The organism is Streptomyces sp. NPDC024687, assembly GCF_055559055.1.
The window spans coordinates 219,090-236,013 of record NZ_JBVHLJ010000008.1; the positions used below are offsets into that span (position 1 = coordinate 219,090).

Annotated in this window: 17 protein-coding genes; 10 read left to right on the forward strand and 7 right to left on the reverse strand. The window is 70.9% G+C overall.

Annotated elements, in window-relative coordinates:
- Nucleotides 1-32: 32 nt before the first annotated feature.
- The 3 genes from ACZ39I_RS29865 to ACZ39I_RS29875 all read right to left on the reverse strand — a co-directional run bounded on the left by ACZ39I_RS29865 (nt 33) and on the right by ACZ39I_RS29875 (nt 2,105).
- The gene (locus ACZ39I_RS29865) at nt 33-1,184 is read right to left on the reverse strand and encodes a damage-control phosphatase ARMT1 family protein (protein ID WP_467247834.1); all 1,152 of its coding nucleotides are present in this window, start codon (nt 1,182-1,184) and stop codon (nt 33-35) included.
- A 50-nt stretch (nt 1,185-1,234) separates the two neighbouring features.
- Nucleotides 1,235-1,882, reverse strand: coding sequence for a ScbR family autoregulator-binding transcription factor (locus ACZ39I_RS29870; protein ID WP_467247836.1), 648 nt, complete (start codon nt 1,880-1,882; stop codon nt 1,235-1,237).
- 70 nt (nt 1,883-1,952) lie between these two features.
- Complete coding sequence (locus ACZ39I_RS29875; RefSeq protein ID WP_467247837.1) at nt 1,953-2,105, reverse strand: hypothetical protein; 153 nt, start codon at nt 2,103-2,105, stop codon at nt 1,953-1,955.
- 547 nt (nt 2,106-2,652) lie between these two features.
- On the opposite strand from ACZ39I_RS29875, the gene ACZ39I_RS29880 reads away from it, so the two are divergent.
- Entirely contained in the window at nt 2,653-3,420 is a 768-nt protein-coding gene (locus ACZ39I_RS29880) for a ScbR family autoregulator-binding transcription factor (RefSeq protein ID WP_467247839.1), read from the forward strand.
- Here the strand turns inward: ACZ39I_RS29880 and ACZ39I_RS29885 are convergent.
- Nucleotides 3,395-5,179, reverse strand: a complete 1,785-nt coding sequence (locus ACZ39I_RS29885; protein ID WP_467247840.1) for a S8 family peptidase — start codon at nt 5,177-5,179, stop codon at nt 3,395-3,397. The two genes, ACZ39I_RS29880 and ACZ39I_RS29885, sit on opposite strands and share 26 nt — an antisense overlap.
- A 407-nt stretch (nt 5,180-5,586) precedes the next feature.
- Here ACZ39I_RS29885 and ACZ39I_RS29890 point away from each other — a divergent pair, with 407 nt between their 5' ends.
- Complete coding sequence (locus ACZ39I_RS29890; protein WP_467247842.1) at nt 5,587-6,537, forward strand: lytic polysaccharide monooxygenase; 951 nt, start codon at nt 5,587-5,589, stop codon at nt 6,535-6,537.
- Nucleotides 6,538-6,555: 18 nt separating this feature from the next.
- Here ACZ39I_RS29890 and ACZ39I_RS29895 read toward each other — a convergent pair whose 3' ends face one another.
- Nucleotides 6,556-7,218: a Tat pathway signal sequence domain protein gene (locus tag ACZ39I_RS29895; protein ID WP_467247843.1), complete on the reverse strand. Its 663-nt coding sequence runs from the start codon at nt 7,216-7,218 to the stop codon at nt 6,556-6,558.
- A 663-nt stretch (nt 7,219-7,881) separates the two neighbouring features.
- Here ACZ39I_RS29895 and ACZ39I_RS29900 point away from each other — a divergent pair.
- The 7 genes from ACZ39I_RS29900 to ACZ39I_RS29930 all read left to right on the forward strand — a co-directional run bounded on the left by ACZ39I_RS29900 (nt 7,882) and on the right by ACZ39I_RS29930 (nt 14,221).
- Nucleotides 7,882-8,547, forward strand: a complete 666-nt coding sequence (locus ACZ39I_RS29900) for a DUF6230 family protein (RefSeq protein WP_467247844.1) — start codon at nt 7,882-7,884, stop codon at nt 8,545-8,547.
- Nucleotides 8,547-9,074: a DUF6114 domain-containing protein gene (locus tag ACZ39I_RS29905; RefSeq protein WP_467247845.1), complete on the forward strand. Its 528-nt coding sequence runs from the start codon at nt 8,547-8,549 to the stop codon at nt 9,072-9,074. Before ACZ39I_RS29900 ends, ACZ39I_RS29905 begins: the two co-directional genes overlap by 1 nt.
- Nucleotides 9,075-9,359: 285 nt before the next feature.
- The gene (locus ACZ39I_RS29910) at nt 9,360-10,370 is read left to right on the forward strand and encodes a substrate-binding domain-containing protein (RefSeq protein ID WP_467247846.1); all 1,011 of its coding nucleotides are present in this window, start codon (nt 9,360-9,362) and stop codon (nt 10,368-10,370) included.
- Nucleotides 10,371-10,429: 59 nt separating this feature from the next.
- Nucleotides 10,430-12,847: a sensor histidine kinase gene (locus tag ACZ39I_RS29915; protein WP_467247847.1), complete on the forward strand. Its 2,418-nt coding sequence runs from the start codon at nt 10,430-10,432 to the stop codon at nt 12,845-12,847.
- Nucleotides 12,848-12,857: 10 nt separating this feature from the next.
- Nucleotides 12,858-13,280, forward strand: a complete 423-nt coding sequence (locus ACZ39I_RS29920; RefSeq protein ID WP_030313681.1) for a roadblock/LC7 domain-containing protein — start codon at nt 12,858-12,860, stop codon at nt 13,278-13,280.
- 28 nt (nt 13,281-13,308) lie between these two features.
- The gene (locus ACZ39I_RS29925; protein ID WP_467248076.1) at nt 13,309-13,641 is read left to right on the forward strand and encodes a DUF742 domain-containing protein; all 333 of its coding nucleotides are present in this window, start codon (nt 13,309-13,311) and stop codon (nt 13,639-13,641) included.
- A complete protein-coding gene (locus tag ACZ39I_RS29930) occupies nt 13,628-14,221 on the forward strand; it encodes a GTP-binding protein (RefSeq protein WP_467247848.1) in 594 nt (197 codons plus the stop codon). Before ACZ39I_RS29925 ends, ACZ39I_RS29930 begins: the two co-directional genes overlap by 14 nt.
- Nucleotides 14,222-14,228: 7 nt before the next feature.
- On the opposite strand, the gene ACZ39I_RS29935 is transcribed toward ACZ39I_RS29930, so the two are convergent.
- Nucleotides 14,229-14,606 (reverse strand): MlrC C-terminal domain-containing protein, encoded by a 378-nt coding sequence (locus tag ACZ39I_RS29935; RefSeq protein ID WP_467247849.1) that lies wholly within the window; start codon nt 14,604-14,606, stop codon nt 14,229-14,231.
- On the opposite strand from ACZ39I_RS29935, the gene ACZ39I_RS29940 reads away from it, so the two are divergent.
- Nucleotides 14,530-15,423 (forward strand): ROK family protein, encoded by an 894-nt coding sequence (locus ACZ39I_RS29940; protein ID WP_467248078.1) that lies wholly within the window; start codon nt 14,530-14,532, stop codon nt 15,421-15,423. The genes ACZ39I_RS29935 and ACZ39I_RS29940 overlap by 77 nt on opposite strands.
- A gap of 503 nt (nt 15,424-15,926) precedes the next feature.
- Here the strand turns inward: ACZ39I_RS29940 and ACZ39I_RS29945 are convergent.
- Nucleotides 15,927-16,892, reverse strand: a complete 966-nt coding sequence (locus ACZ39I_RS29945) for an ABC transporter substrate-binding protein (protein ID WP_467247850.1) — start codon at nt 16,890-16,892, stop codon at nt 15,927-15,929.
- Nucleotides 16,893-16,924 lie beyond the last annotated feature (32 nt).

The following is a 16,924-nucleotide window of genomic DNA, read 5'->3' on the forward strand; positions in this document are numbered from 1 at the left end:
CCCACCGGTACAGGTCGGCAGCATAACGCTCCTCAGGAACGGGCCTGGATGAGCGCATGGGTCCCGCTCGTCCGCCAGCGCCGCCCCTCCGCCTCGACCAGCGCGCTCTCCGTGCGCCCGTCGAGCCCGGTGATCACATCGGACTTCAGCGTGCGCAGGGCGGCGACCGGTCCCGGGAAGTACGCGGTCACGTCGGCGAACGGTGTGGTCGGCGCCCACCACCGGTCGCCCACCAGGCGCCGGTAGTTGAGGTCTCCCTTGAGGACGGTGAGCGCGGCCCCGGCGATCTCCGCACGCAGGTCGTCGGGCATCTCCGCGTAGGGCAGCGGAGCGCAGGAGTACGGGTGCGCACGGACTTCGAGCCGCCCGTCGGCCATGGCGTCCCACAGCCGCTTCCCGTACACCGCGGCCTCCCCCGGCGCCCGTACGAGCCGGCGCAGGGCGTCGACCACGTCGGCGGTGGTCGCGTCGGAGACGTAGTAGGGGTACGGCTTCACGTGCAGTACGGCCCGTTCGATACGGCCGTGTTCGAGGAGGTGCGCCACGAACAGGAGGTCGGGGATCAGCTCTCGTCCGGAGTTGTCGGCGATCAGGCAGAGGGTGCCGGCACCGTCGAGCAGCGACCGGAGCCGGTCGCTGTCGTCGGCGACCAGGTCGGGCACGGCGTCCCGTCCCTCGGCCTCCCCCTCGGAGAGCCGGAACCCGAGGTCGGCCCGGTTCCCCCACAGCGACCCGTGCAACAGGGCCGCCCCCCGCTCCTCGACGGGCAGGGCGGCGAGTTCGTCCAGTGCCGCCAGCTCCTCGTCGGTCTCGCGGGAGCCGAGCTCGGCGAGCTTGGAGGGCCGGAAGGGGTCGATGCCGTGCCAGGGCCCGTCCCCGAAGTACCCGACGGCATCGAGAAGCCGCCGGTAGAAGTAGCTCTCGGACCAGAGCCACGGCACGTCGAACCAGGACTTGCCGACGTGGTCGTCGATTCCCCACTCGGCCCACGCCCCGTCGGGGAGCGGTTCGATCACGCCTTTGGTGCAGTTGTCGAGCAGCGCGTCCAGCGCACGGTGCTGCTCGGGCCCGTAGGGAAACGCCTCCCGCACCTGCCCGATGATCGCGGGATGCCGCTCGGCCAGCACGCCGTGCGGAAAGGAGCCGGGTTCGTTGCTGAGGATGACGGCCGCGGAAGGAGACATGCGGGTGACTGTAGCCACCTCGATCGGGCGGGGCCGCGTCGAAATGCGGCTCAGCCGCCCCTGCTCTCCTGCTCCAGCTGACTGACCAGAGCCAGGTACCGCGCCCGCCGTGGAACCGGCACCAGCCCCCGGATCATCACGTGCCACATCTGCGCGAGCCGCCGCGGCTGCCGTCCCACCGGCTCCAGGTGCCGCCCCACCACCCGGGTGCCGACGAAGGAGCACACGAGCGAGTGCGCGACCGCGTCCACATCGATGTCGGGGTGGAGGTCGGACTCCTTGACCGCCCCCAGCAGCTTGCCCGACGCCAGGTCCAGCCACTCCGTGAACGGATGCCGCAGTGGCGGCCGCACCTCGACTCCCCCGGTGGCCAGTCGAAGACCGGCCCGGAGCAACGGCCCCTCCACCGACAATCGGGCTATCCCGAAGGTGATCCGGACCAGCGCCTCCAGCGAGGTGTACCCCCGGGCGTCCACGTCCCCCGCCAGCTGCCGCGACGTCCGCGACTGGATCTCCATGATCGCGTGCGCGAGATCTTCCTTCGCCGCGAAGTGGAAGTACAGCGCGCCTTTGGTGACGTGGGCGTGCGCGACGATGTCGCTGAGACTGGTCGATTCATAGCCGCGACGGTCGAACAGATCGGCAGCGGCGGTGATGATCGCCGCTCGAGTCTGTTCAGCGCGTAACTGCCTCGCCATCGACTGCACCCTCCTGGTACGGAAAAGAACGGCCCATGCCGTTTGCTTCTTACTCCTTGTAGACGATATCTCACCCTTTGGCGACGCCCACCCTGCACTCGAAGACCACCGACTCCCCTTGCGACGCGATGACTTGTACGTCGTTGCCGGCCTCGTCGCTCACTTGTGTCCAGACCGGCTTGTCGAGCTCCGCGTACTGGTGGAACGTGGAATGGAACGCCACCGGCACGCGGCACCACCCCCTCCGTCTGCCCGTACGGCCCGGCGGGCCGCCTTCAGCAGGAGCATGCCGGGGATGCGGCCCAGGGGGTTGTGGAAGAAAACAGGGTATGCGGTATTGACCCACAGTGGCCGAGGCAGCCGCAGGGCACCGACGCCGGCGCGCGGTGCGGCGGGGTGGCCCTGGAGGACGAACTGGTGCCCGAGCGGGGCCTCATGGGCCTCGCGGGCTTTGCGGGCGAGTAGCGCCCCACGCTGGCGGACTGCATCTGCAACCCACAGGAGCTCGTGCGCCGAGCGATCCGGCGACACGTGTAACTGGTGGACGCGCGACCGCCGGGCGGCGACGGTGAACCGGCCGGGCCAGGGCCCGGCCGGAGTCTGCGCGAACTGCCGTAACTCTGGCATGTTCCCCCTCGTTCCTCCTGAGCGATGACGGACGGTGAGGTGTCCGCGCCGGTGAGCGATAGAGTACGAGGGATTCCGGTCTGTTTTCAACGTGACCGCAAGACCGGGACGAGATTCGAACTCGGCGCATGGGAGGGGTTCTTATGGCGAAACAGGAGCGCGCCATCAGGACACGCAGGACGATCGTGGAGGCCGCAGGCGCCGTCTTCGACGAACACGGGTACGCCGCGAGCACCATCGCGATGGTCCTGGAGCGGGCCGACGTCACCAAAGGTGCCCTGTATTTTCACTTCCCCTCCAAGGAGTCCCTGGCCCAGGCGGTGCTCGACGAGCAGTTGTCGCTGGGCGCCGTTCCGCCGCGTCCGTGCAAGGTGCAGGAGATCGTCGACATGACGTTCGTCTTCGGGCAGCGGCTGCGGACCAACTCCCTTCTGAAGGGGAGCGTGCGGCTGACCGTGGACCAGTGCGCGCCGCCCGGTGTCGATCACACGGGGCCGTTCCGGCAGTGGAGCGAGCATCTGGTGGCGGTGCTGCAAGCGGCCCGGGAGCAGGGCGAGTTGCTGCCGACGGTGGAGCCGCGGGACACGGCGGATCTGCTGGTGGGGGCGTTCGCCGGGGTGCAGTTGATGTCACGGGCGCTGAGCGGGCGGGATGATCTCGGGCACCGGATCTCCGTGATGTGGGCCCATCTGCTGCCGAGCATCGCGGTGCCGGGGCTGCTGGTCGGCCTCGACAGCCGGCCCGACCGCGGGGCTCGGGTGCTGGCCTCCATCGCGAAGGGTGAACTGGTGGGCGCGGAGGTGCGATCGGGTACGGGCACCACGCAAGAGGGGCCGGCCGGTGCCCCATCCGCACCGGCCGGCCCGCTCGTTCGGGGGAGTTCGCTCAGAACGTCAGCTTCCAGCCGTTGAGCGTGCCCGTATCCTGCGCCGCCGTGTCCTGGACGCGGAGCTTCCAGGTGCCGTTGGCCACCTCGGAGGAGGCGTTCACGGTGTAGGTGGTGTTGACGTTGTCCGCGGAGTCCGAGGAACTCGCCGCCTTCAGGCTGTACACCGTGCCGTCCGGGGCGACCAGGCCGATCACCAGGTCACCGCGGTAGGTGTGGGTGATGTCGACGCCGACCTGGAGGGTCGAGGGCGCGTTGCCGGTGCGGCCGGTGACGGTGATGGGGGACTCGATCGCGGAGCCGTTGTCCGGGACGGCGACGGCGGTGGTGCTGGAGAAGGTCGTCCCCGTCGTCGTACCGCCGCCGCTGACGGCCGCGACCGTCTTCGCCGCGTCGGCGAGGCCCGCGCCGCAACCGCCCGAGCAGGCGCCCGGCAGCGGGCGGGCGTTGTTCTTGATGGCGGTCTCGATCTGCGCCGGGGTCAGCGAGGGGTTCGCCGACTTCACGAGGGCGACCAGGCCGGCGATGTGCGGGGTGGCCATGCTGGTGCCCTGGTAGTAGGCGTACGACTCCGAAGAGGGCGTCGAGGCACCGGAGTTGAGCGTGGACAGGATGCCGTTGGCGGTGCCGGTGCTGGTCTGGCCGCCGGGCGCCGAGATGTCCACCAGGGAGCCGTAGTTGGAGTAGGAGGCCTTGGCGCCGGAGCGGTTGGTCGCGGCGACCGAGATGATGTTGTTGCAGTTGCCGGGCGAGTGGCCGGAGACGTTCTCGTTGTCGTTGCCGGCGGCCACGACGACGGTCGTACCGCGGCCCACGGCGTTGTTGATGGCGGTCTGGGTCGCCGAGGTGCAGGCGCCGTCGCCGCCGAGGCTCATGTTGATGACCTTGGCGACATTGGTGTTGGCGGGCACGCCGGAGACGGTGCCGCCGGACGCCCAGGTGATGGCGTCGATGATGTCGGAGTCGTAGCCGCCGCACTTGCCGAGGACGCGCACCGGGGAGATCTTCGCGCCGTACGCGATGCCCGCGACGCCCTTGCCGTTGTTTGTGACCGCGGCGATGGTGCCGGCGACGTGCGTACCGTGCCAGGAGGAGCTGGAGGCCGGGATGCCCGCGCCGCACGCGTTGGCCGCGTAGTAGTCGCCCGGGTCGGCCGGGTTGCTGTCGCGGCCGTCGCCGTCGACGGAGACCGCGGTGTCCGAGATGAAGTCGTAGCCGCCGACGATGTTCGCGGCGAGGTCGGAGTGGGTGACGTAGCCGGTGTCGATGACGGCGACGGTGACACCGCTGCCGGTCGAGGTCGCCCAGGCGCCCGGCACGTTCATGCCGGCCGTGGACTCGAACAGGTCCCACTGCTTGGCGTACTCGGTGTCGTTCGGGTCGGCCTGCGGCTTGTTGAGGCGGTCCGGTACGACGTAGGCGACCTGCGGGTCGGCCTTGAACTCGGCGACGGCGTCGGCCACTTCGGCTTTGCTGGGGTCCGCGCCCAGGTCGACCAGGGCGGCGCCCGTGCCGAGTCTGCGCTGGAAGTCGGCGTCCTTGGCGGCGGCGTCGGCCTCGGCGGCCTTGTTCGAGGTGGCCTCGGCGGCGCCGGACTTGTAGCCGACGATGAGGCGCTCGGCCTGGATGCCGGGGGCGGCCTCGGTGAGCGCGGCCGGGACGGCGGCCTGCTGGGCGGGGGCGTCCTGGGCGACGGCGACGGAGGCCGTACCGACCGAGAGCAGGGCGGCGGACACGGCGGCGGCGGATATCAGCTTCCGCCGGAGGGAGGGGGAGGTACGCAAGGGCTTGCCTTTCGGGGCCGTGCTCCGGGCAGCGCGGAGCGGCGGTCGAATCGCTTCGTCGGTGAAGCGGCGGGGGGTGAAGCGGCGGGGGGTGAAGCGGCAGGGGTGAAGCCTGGAGCGCGGCGGCCGGCCAGCTGGAGGCGCATGACCCGTTCGGGGTTACCTGTGGGTCAGCTGTGGTCGAACGATAGGCAAAGAGCAGGTCATGCGGATACAGGGGAAACCCTTGACCCGGCCGGAAACTCACCCTGCGCGGTGGCCGGTTGACCGTGGATGGCCGCTTTGCCGGGTCTGCATCAGGTCAGCCGGCGGGCGGACGGTCCGGTGCGCCGGTGAACGCGTGAGGGTCGTGTTCCGTACTGCACGGAAGCCCGTAGTTCCCGCGCCGCCCGAGGAGGCGTTTCCGGATGGCCCGGATGCCCTGGACAACCGCCCGCCGTACGAGTGCGGCGGTCGCCGCCCTGTCCCCGTTCCTGCTGACCGTGTTCGCGGCGGCGCCCGCGCACGCCCACGGCGCTCCCACGGATCCGGTCAGCCGGGTCTTCGCCTGCTCCCCCGACGGCGCCTCCTCGGGCACGGCCGCGTGCCGGGCGGCCGTGGCGGCGAACGGCTCGCCCTTCACGGCGTGGGACAACCTGCGGGTCGCGAACGTGAACGGCCGGGACCGTCAGACGATCCCCGACGGCAAGCTGTGCAGCGGCGGCCTGCCCGCCTACAAGGGCCTCGACCTGGCCCGCTCCGACTGGCCGGCCACGCGCCTGTCCCCCGGTGCGACGCTGACCATGAAGTACGTCTCGACGATCCCGCACACCGGCACGTTCCGCATGTACCTCACCGAGCCCGGCTACGACCCGTCGAAGCCGCTGACGTGGTCCGATCTGCCGGAGCAGCCGTTCGCCCAGGTGAAGGACCCGGCGCTGACGGACGGCGCGTACCGGATCAGGATGACCTTGCCGAAGAACCGGACGGGTCGGCAGGTGCTGTACACGATCTGGCAGAACAGCAGTACGGCGGACACGTACTACTCGTGCTCGGACGTGGTGTTCCCGGCGGCGGCCGACAAGGGCGGGGCCGGGGCGGGCGCCGCCGCGTCGCCCACGGCGTCGAAGGCGGTGCAGAAGGAGAAGGCGAAGGAGCCCGAGAAGAGTCCGGTGCCGTCCACTTCGGCCCCCGCGCCCACGCCGAGTCCTTCGGTGGTCCGTTCGGCGGGCGGTGCCGCCGCCCCCGACTCCACTCCGGTGGCCGCCGACGCCGATCCCGGCTCCGGACCGTCCGCGCCCATGATGGCGGGCGGCGCCGCCGCGGTGCTGGTGCTCACCGGGGGCGCCGCCCTGGCGCTTCGTCTGCGCCGGCGCTGAACTACGCGGTTACGGAGTTCAGTTGACGTAGACCGGCTCGCCGCCCGCGGTCACCGGGCTGTACTTCGCGGTCCAGAAACCGCTGGCGGGGCAGAGCGAGGAACCGGACGTCCGGCTGAACTGCTGGTTGGCGAAGGTGATGCTGTTGTCGGCGTTGTCGGCCGTGCCGGACAGGCCGGAGGCGGCCTGGTAGACACAGCTGACGCTGCCCAGCAGGGTGCGCAGCACGACGGTGGTCTGGATGGCGGAACCGCTCGCGGGGGTGACGGAGACGGTGCCGTCGGAGGACACGTCGGTGGTGTACGGCAGGTTGTTCACCGTGATGCTGGTGACGCCGAGGACACCGACCACGTTCGAGGTGCAGTTGCTGAAGGTCTGCCCGGTCAGGGACTCGACGGCGGTGCCCGGCGCGGCAGGGTTGCTGCCGACCGTGGCGGTGAAGGTGGAGGCCGTGCAGCTGATTCCGCTGGTGCCCGTCGAGCTGGAGTAGAGGGTCGCGTTGGTGCCGGCGGCCAGGGACGCGCTGATGGTGGTGCCCTCGGCGACACTGGGGCCGCCGACCGAGCCGGTGGTGAGGACCGCGACGTCGTCCGCGGCGGCGGGGGCGGACGCGGCCACGGCCACGGGAAGCGCGAAGACGGCGGCAGCGGCGGTGAGGGAGAGCAGAGAACGCATACGCATGGGGGATTGCCTCTTTCATGAGGTGAGGGTGGGTGTGGGGGGGCGCGGACGCACGTCGGCGTCCGCCGTTGCCGACCGTCACGCCTTCTCCGTACGTGACGGACCGGCAACGGCATCGGGCCGGCGACCGGTCGGTGGCCCTATGGGGGAGGGCTCCGGCCGGGCCGGGCGAGAAAGGGCGATCCCGGTACGGCCCAGGGAGAAACGGCCGGTGCGGGTGCCGTGGAGGGTGTCGGACTCGGGCGGTGAAGAGCCCGTGAGGGACAGCTGGTCCGGGAATGCGGTCAGGTGCCGCCCGACGGCTTGGATCCGGCGCCACGGATCCGGGGAAGCCAGGGAGAGTTGTAGACCTGATCATCCGTCAACGTCAAGGTGTGGCACGGGAGTTGATCTTGAATCGACGGGTTTTGCCGTCGTCAGGGGCCTTGTTGATCACGGCTGGCACATAATCAACACCCTTTACTCACAACTTGCTTGACCCACGGGCGTAACCGCCGGTAACTTCCGTGGCGTTACTGCGGAGTACGGGAAAGCCCTTGCAGCCGCCGGGGGCCGGGAGGAGACGTGCACCGCAGCCGCCGTCCGCGCCAGGACAGCAAGCCCTGAAGCCGCACATCCGCACGTGAGCCCCACTTGCGTTGACTATGTCCCTGGGAGCAGCACATGGCCTCGTCCGTCGGCACCACCTCCGAGACCCCCGAAAGCGGTTCCGCACCTCAAGCCCCCGACAGCCCGGCGAGACGCGGGCGGGTCCGCGGTCGTCGGGCCGCGATCATGGCCGTGCCGGCCGTCGCGATCACCGCGGGTCTCGCGATCATGACCGCCCAGGGCGCGCTGGGCGTCCAGTTCGCCATCTCCGGCATGCCCTTCACGGTCACCGCGGAGAGCCTCGACGGCACCGGGTTCGAGCAGTTCGGCGGCCTCGACAACATGGCGGACAACAGCCCGAACGCCGGTGACACCGGTGGCCAGGTGCTGATCGTGACCTCCGCCATCAAGAGCGCGACCCTCTCCAAGCTGTGCCAGAGCGTCGACCTGGGCGGCACCAACCTGAGGATCGAGGCGGGCAACGGGAAGGACAAGGTCCAGGCGACCGACCTGACCACGGACTCGACCGAGATGTCCGGTAACGCCAAATTCGACAACATCGAGATCGGCAACGACGCCAGCACCCTCACCAAGGCGGGCGTGAAGGGTCCCCTCGGTGTCTTCAGCCAGCAGGCCGACCACGTGTACATCGACACCCTGCGGCAGACCAACTACGCCACCACGGCTGGTGTCTTCAAGCTGCCCGGCCTCAAGCTGAGCTTCAGCAGCAAGGCCTGCTGATGGAGGGGCAGGAGCCGGCGGGCGTTCAGCAGCAGCCCGCGGCCGGCCAGGACGCGTTCACCCGCTGGGTGTATGGACGGCCCTTCTTCGGCGGGCTGTGGCTCACCCTGGGCGGGGCATGGATCCTGCTCACCATGAAGGCCTCCCTGAAGGTCGTCCTGCACGTCGGGATGCAGGGGGCGGCGGGCTACCTCCTGCCGACGCTGATGGTGCTGCTGGGGCTCCTGATCCTCTTCAGCCCCGACCAGCGCCTCTTCTACTCGATCACCGGTGTGCTGGTCTCCATGGGCACCTGGGTGACCTCGAACATGGGCGGGTTCATGGTCGGCCTCCTCCTGGGGGTCGTGGGCAGCGTCCTGACCTTCGGCTGGCTGCCCGACCAGGACGCGCGAGTGAGCCGCCGCGAGCGCCGCGGTCCTGCCCAACAGGCGACACAGAACGGGCCGACCGAGACGGGCCCGGCCGGCACCGACACCCACACGGCTCAGTCGGGAACGGTGGCCGTGGCACCGAGGACCGCGCAGTAGTCCCGGACCCGGAGCCACCTTCCTTTTCCGCAGCCTCGACCGCGCAGGCATGCCCCACACACCGGGCAGCCTGCGCGGTCCGACGCGTTCCCCGAGGACTCACGTCGCCGTGAAGATCATTACGATGCGGAACCGAGAAGTCATTACAAGGGGCTGATCACTTGACTACCGGCGGTCACACGCGGTTGGCTCCTGGCCAGTGAAAGTTCAACCGGTCGGCGCGCCCGCGTCCGGCCGCACTTTCGCGTTCCGCCTGCCAGGCCGCACAGCGAGGTGCCGCACCCCATGAACACTCCTCCCCCACCTCGGACTTCCGTGAGATCCCTGCGCTTGGCCGCCCTCACCTCCGTCGCCCTCCTGCTGCTCGTAGGCTGCTCCGGCGGCGACTCCCGGCTCGACACGGGTACGAGCGCCGCGAAAGGGGCGGACTCCGCGGGGCTGCGGGTCGCCCTGATCACCCACGGCGGCGAAGGAGACGCCTTCTGGGAGCTCGTGCAGAAGGGGGCCGAGGCCGCCGCCGCGAAGGACGGCATCGAGCTGACGTACGCCAACGACTCCGATCCGGCGGGGCAGGCCCGGCTGGTGCGCGACGCGATCGGTGATCGGGTCGACGGCATCGCGGTGACGCTGGCCAAGCCGGCCGCGATGAAGGCCCCGGTGGCCGCGGCACGGGCGGCCGGCATCCCGGTGGTCGGCCTCAACTCCGGCATCGACGCCTGGAAGTCGCAGGGGCTGCTGGAGTACTTCGGCCAGGACGAGATCGAGGCCGGAGCGGCCGTCGGCGGCAAGCTGAACGACCTGAAGGCCAAGCACGCGCTGTGCGTCATCCACGAGCGGGGCAACGTCGCCCTGGAGGCGCGCTGCGCCGGTGTGAAGAAGACGTTCGGCGGCGAGACCGAGAACCTCTACGTGGAGGGCACCGACCCCGAGGCCGTGGACACCGTGCTCACCTCCAGGCTGCGGCAGGACCCCGGCATCGACGAGGTCGTCACGCTCGGCGCGCAGTTCGCGCTGGACGCCGTGGACTCGGTGAAGGCCGCCGGCAGCAGGGCCCAGGTCGCCACCTTCGACCTCAACAGCGACCTGACCAAGGCGATCCGCGCCGGCAGCGTGCAGTTCGCGGTGGACCAACAGCCCTACCTGCAGGGCTACCTCGCCGTGGACTCGCTGTGGCTGTACAGGACCAACGGCAACGTCAGCGGGGGCGGTGTGGCTCCCGTGCTCACCGGGCCCGCGTTCGTCACCCGCACGAACGTCGCCGCGGTCGCGAGGTTCGCCGCCGCCGGCACCCGGTGACCTCCCCGTCCCGACAACCGCTCCCCCTCCCCGGAACACCCCACCGCCCAAGGACGACCATGCCCGACCGGAAAGGCGCCCGGCGCCGTCTCGGCTCCATACGTCTCTCCCTCATCATGCTGGCGCTGGTGCCGAGCGTCACGCTGGCGGCGATGTGGGGTGTGACGACCACGCAGTTGTTCTCCGAGGGCCTACGGCTGCGCTCGCAGACCGACCTGAGCAGGTCGACCGGTGCGATGGGCACCGAGGCGACCCTCGCGCTGCAGGGGGAACGCGCGATGTCCGCCGCCCGGCTGGCCAGGGTGCCCGGTTCCCAGGCCGCCCTGGACGAGAAGCGGGCGGCCACGGACGCGGCGGTCGCCAAGCTGGTGGGGCGAACCGAGGAGATCCAGCGGGCGCCGGCGCGCATCGCCGACCAGCTGTACTCCGTCCTCGGCTCGGTGGGCAGCCTGGAGTACTACCGCGACCAGGTGGACCACCCCACCGACATCACCGCCGAGCAGGCCCTGGATCAGTACACGTCGATCATCGACGCCCAGATACACGCCTTCCAGCAGCTCTCGCAGGTCGACGACGGTGACCTCACCTCGCAGGCCGGGCCGCTCGTCGCCCTCGAGCACGCGGCGGAGCTGACCTCGCAGGAGGACGTGGCGCTCACCCTGGCCTGGCCGTCCGGGCATCTCGACGAGAAGGCCTGGGAGCACTTCGTCCAGCTGGTGAACACGCGCCGGTGGCTGGTCCAGGACCAGATCGTGCCCGCGCTGAGCGGCAGTGCGAAGACGCAGACCGAGCGGATCCTGGCGAGCGCGGACTGGCGGACCCTGACGGCGGTCGAGGACCAGGTCCTCGCCGCGCGGCCGGCCGCCGGCACCGGGCGGGTGGCCCTGCCGGACGCGGGCAAGCGGTGGACGGCCGCGATGGAGAAGGTCTCCGTCCGCTACACCGGCCTGATCCGGCAGCAGACCTCCGCTCTGCTGACCCGGAGCGCGGACAAGGCGCACGAGCAGCTGCTGACGGCGGCGTCGCTGAGCGCGGGCGGTCTGATCGCGCTGCTGATCTGCCTCGTCATGTCCTGGCGGATCACCCGATCGCTGTCCCGGCGGCTGCGGGGCCTGCGGGAGGCCACACTGGGCCTCGCCCAGGAACGGCTGCCGGATGTGGTCGCGCGGCTGGAGCGGGGCGAGAAGGTCGATGTGGACCGGGCCGCACCGGAGTTGGACTACGGCTCGGACGAACTGGGCCAGGTGGCCAAGGCGTTCAACGCGGCACAGCGCACGGCCGTGGTGACCGCCGTCGAACTCGCCGACACCAGACGGGGTTTCCAGAAGGTGATCCTCGGGATCGCCCGGCAGAGCCAGAACCTGGTCAACCTGCAGCTCAGCCGGCTGGACACACTGGAACGCGAGCACCAGGACCCGGACGTACTGTCGGGACTGTACGAACTCGACTCCACGGCCAGCCAGTTGCGGCGGTACGAGGAGAACCTGGTCATCATCAGCGGCGGGCAGCCGCGGCGCAGCTGGACCGAGCCGGTCGCGCTGATCGACATCCTGCGCAGTGCGGTGGGTGAGGTCGCCGAGTACCAGCGGGTGGAGGTGCACACCGAGGAGGAGGTCTGCCTGGCCCCGCCCGCGGTCGCGGACGTGATCCACCTGCTGGCCGAGCTGATAGAGAACGCCACGCTGTACTCCCCCGCGCCGAGTCCGGTCGGGGTACGGGCCGGGCTGGTCGCCAAGGGGCTGGCCGTCGAGGTCGAGGACCGGGGCCTCGGCATGTCGGAGGACGAGTACGCCGCCTTCAACACCCACTTGGCCCAGGCCCCCAAGTTCGACGTGGTCGCCCTCGCCGACGACCTCCGCCTCGGCATGTTCGTCGTCGCCCGCCTCGCCAACCGCCACGGCATCCAGGTGACCCTGCGCTCCTCGCCGTACGGCGGAACGACGGCGATCGTCCTGATCCCGCACGAGATCGTCGTACGGGAGGAGGAGCAGCCGGAGCCGGAGGGCCGGGGTGAGGTGCCGGGAGCGGCCACCGCAGGGGTGACGGCCGGGGAGACGGACGCGGTTACGGCTCCCCCGACCGGTACGGAACGTACGACGGACCCGGCGGAGTCGGTGGGTGCGCCGGACGCGGAGTCGGCGGCCGGGGCCGCGTCCGGGCGGACGGGGGCCCAGGCGGACCCCGTGGCGCCTGAGACCGGCACGCCCCGCCCCGGCGGCCTCACCCCGCTCCCCCGGCGGGTGCCGCAGACCAGTCTCGCCGTCGAGCTTCGTGAGGAGGCCTCGGCCGTTCGCGAGGAGGAGGACGCCGACGAGTTCACCGCGGACCACGCGGCCTCCTCGCTGGCCGGGTTCCAGCGCGGCACGCTCCGCGCCCGGGACGAGGACGACCCGCTCGACACCCCCGAGGAAGTGTGCACCGCCGACACGAACGGTCCGCCCGTCGCCGCCCGTACTCCCCACACCGATCGCTCATGAAGGACATGCCATGACACGCCCCACCCCCGCCACGCACACCCAGCTGGACCAGCTGCTCACCGGACTCGTGGAGCGGGTCGCCGACGTGACGCAGGCGGTCGTGCTCTCGGAGGACGGGCTGGTCGTCAGCAAGTCCACCGGTTTCCTGCGCGACGACGCCGAGCGGCTGGCGGCGACCGCGTCCGGTCTGATGAGCCTGAGCAAGGGCGTCAGCATGGACTTCCGGGGCGGCCCGGTGCGCCAGGCGCTCATCGAGATGGCCAACAGCTTCCTGATCCTCACCTCCGCGGGACCCGGCGCCCACCTCGTCGTCCTCACGGGGCCGAACGCCGACGTCGGGGTCGTGGCGTACCAGATGAACATGCTGGTGAAGAAGATCGGCGAGCACCTGAGCGCGGCACCACGGGCCGGCATCGGCCCCACCGGCGGGTGAGGTGACCGACAGTGACGCGTCCGGCCGGATGGTGCGACCGTTCGCCCTGACCGGCGGACGGACCCGGCCCAGCCGCGCCGACTTCACCCTCATCACGACGGTGACCGCGGTCGATCCGCCGCCGGAAGGGGCCCCGCGGCCGCAGGCCGAGCAGACCCGCATCCTGCGCCGGTGCGCCCGCCCGGTCGCCGTGGCGGAGCTGGCCGCGCGGCTCGACCTCCCGGTCAGCGTGGTCGTGATCATGCTGTGCGATCTGCTGGAAGCGGGCCTGATCACCGCGCGCCCGCCGCGCCCGGTCTCGCCCCGCTCGCCGGACCTGGACCTGCTGCAGAAAGTGAGGGAAGGCCTTGGCCGGCTCTGACACGCTCGCCACCGGGGCAGCCGGTACTCCCGCGGCACCCGACACCGTCAAGATCCTCATCGCCGGGGGCTTCGGCGTCGGCAAGACCACCATGGTCGGGTCGGTCAGCGAGATCACTCCGCTGCGCACGGAGGAACCCCTCACCGTCGCCGGCCTGGGCGTCGACGACCTCGCCGGGATCGAGGAGAAGCGGGCCACCACCGTGGCCATGGACTTCGGCCGGATCACCATCAGCGACGAACTCGTGCTCTACCTCTTCGGCACGCCGGGCCAGCAGCGGTTCTGGTTCATGTGGAACGACCTGGCCGTCGGTGCCCTGGGCGCGGTCGTCCTCCTCGACGTCCGCCGCCCGGAGTCGAGCTTCGCCGCGGTGGACTTCTTCGAACGCCGGCGCATCCCCTTCGTCGTCGCCGTGAACGGCTTCGAGGGCCGGCACCCCTATCCGGCCGAGGACATCAGGGAGTCCCTCGCCCTCCCGGAGGACGTTCCGGTGGTGCTGTGCGACGCACGGCGCCGCGAGTCGTCCCGGGACGTGCTGATCGCCCTCATGGACCTGCTGATCGCCGCGGCCGTCGAGTAGCGGCGCCTCACTCGTCCGGCCCCGTCAGCTCCTCGTCGGAGGAGGGGATCAGCCGGGCCCCGAGGTCCGGGTCGGGCATCTCGCGGTCGAAGGGGAACATCGGGCGGCGGATGCGGTGGTGTCCCAGACGCGGCAGGTCCTGGTCGACGCCGCCCGGAGTGAGGGCCATCTTCCAGTCGGCGGCCATCGCGAACAACTCGGGTTCCAGATACCCGATCTTGACGAGCACGACGTCCGCCTCGCGCGGCGCCAACTCCAGGTCGGTGAAGTCGTGTTCGTGGTGGTACGGCTTTCTCAGCCGCGTCAGGATCACGTACACGCTCCCCACCCGCAGCACCGCCTCGGTCACCGCGTGCGCGTCACCGTGCCGGATCGCGTGCACCACCCCGGTCAGGGTGAGCGGGCCGGCGTGCCGGTCGTCGACCTCGGCACCGGCGGTGACCGTGGCACCGATCCTGCTGCTCGACCGTACGCCGGCACGGCTGCTGGGTGTCGGGGTCGGGGCGGCGGGTGTGGTGGACGCGCACGCGGGGCGGATCCTGGTGGCCAGCGACTCCTTCCGCGACTGGGCCGGGTTCGCGGTGACGTCCGCGTTCGAGGAGGCGCTCGGGGTGCCGGCGTTCCTGGACAACGACGTCAACGCGTTCCTGCGCGGCGAGGCGACGGTCGGCGCGGTCGCGGGCGAACCGCATGTCCTCGGGATGACCCTCGGGACCGGGGTCGGCGGGGCGTTGTGGCTGGACGGGGCTCTGTACGACGGGCCGCACGGTGCGGCGGGCGAGATCGGGCACGTGCCGGGCTTCGGCGACCTGCCGTGCACCTGTGGCGGGCGCGGCCATCTGGAGACGCTGGCGTCGGGGCGGTCGATCGCGGCGCGGTACGGGAACCGGACCGGGCGGCAACTGAGCGCGCGCGAAGTGGCGGAGTCCTGCGACCCGGACGCGCTCGCGGTGTACGAGGACGCGGGTGCCGCGGTCGCTCGCGCGCTCCTCGTCACGGCGGGGCTCCTGGACGTCACCACCGTCGTGATCGGCGGGGGCGTCAGCCGCGCCTGGCCACTCCTCGAACCGTGGATCCTGCGAACCCTGACCGCCGAACCACCGGTCAGCGGGCATCCGGTACGAGTGCTGCCCGCGCTGCTCGGCGAGGACGCGGTGACGGTGGGCGCGGCGGCCCGGGTGCGAGCGGAACTCGCAATCTGACCTGCGGGCCGACCGGAGGCCAGGCAGGACGCCGCCCCGGGCAGTGCGCGCGTCGCGCGAACCGGGCGGGGTGGGAGCCGGGCCCCGGAGGGGTGGGCCCCAGGCCCCGGCGAGGTGGCAGCCGGGCCCCGGAGGAGCGATAACCGGACCTCGGCGAAGCGGGAGCCGAGCCCAGGCGAAGTACAAGCCGCTTCCCAGCGGGACAGAAACCGGGCCGGCCGGAGGCCAGGCAGGACGCCGCCCCGGGCGGTGCGCGCGTCGCGCGAACCGGGCGGGGTGGGAGCCCGGCCCCGGCCGAGCGGGGACCGAACCCCAGCGTCACCGATGCCGAAGCCGAGCCCCAGCGTCGCCCGCGCCGAGGCCGAGCATGGCCTCGCCCGCGACCAGGCCGAGCACGACGCTCGCGTCCAGGCCGGGCACGACCCCGTCGGGACCGGCGCGGGTCTCCGTTATGAGGGAACCCCGCTACAGCGGAGACCCCCCGCGCCGGTCGCCGGCCGGGATCAGCCGAGGCCGTTCGTCTTCAGCCAGGCCTTCGCCACGTCCAGCGGGTCCTTGTTGTCCAGCTGGACCTGGGAGTCCATGTCGAGCAGCGCCTTGGTGTCCAGCTTGGCCGAGACCGCGTTCAGGGCGGCCACGCCCTCCTGGGAGAGACCGGACTTGTAGACCAGCGGGGTCACGTTCGCGAAGCCGAAGAGGTTCTTCGGGTCCTGGAGGACGACGAACTTCTCCTTGGTGATGGTCGGGTCGGTCGTGAAGATGTCCGCGGCCTGCACGGTGTTCTTCTTGAGCGCCGCCTGGGTCAGCGGACCGCCCGCGTCGAGGGCCTTGAAGGACTCGAACTTCAGGCCGTACTGCGACTCCAGGCCGAGCAGACCCTGCTGCCGGGTCTGGAACTCCGGCGAGCCGCCGATGACCAGCTTCGGGGCGATGTCCTTGAGGTCGGCGAGGGTGGACTCGGCGGTCAGGTTGTACTTCTTCGCGGTCTCCGCGTTGACCGAGACCGAGTCCTTGTCCTCCGCGGGCGCCGACTCCAGCAGCGTCAGCTTGGAGTCGAGCTTGGCCTTGACCCCGGCGTTCACAGCCTGCGCGGACTCCTGCTTGGCGTCCTTGTCGAGATAGGCCAGCAGCGAGCCGTTGTACTCGGGCAGGACGGTGATCGAGCCGTTCTTCAGCAGACCGTAGGTGGTCTCGCGGCTGCCGATGTTGGGCTTGTAGGTGACCTTGACGCCCTTGGCCTTCAGAGCCTCACCGTAGATGTCGGCGAGCAGGATGCTCTCGGCGAAGTTGTTCGAGCCGACGACCACAGTGTCGCCGGAGGCGGCGCCTCCCGTGTCCTCGTTCAGCGGGTCGGAGCCGTCGTCGGAGGACCCACATCCCGCCAGCAGGACCGTGGCGGCGGCGAGCGCGACGGCGGCCACGCCGGGGTTCTTCCTGAGGGACCTGCGGTGTGCGGCGGTAGAAGTCACGATTCCCGTTCCGGAACTCAGGGGGATGCAAG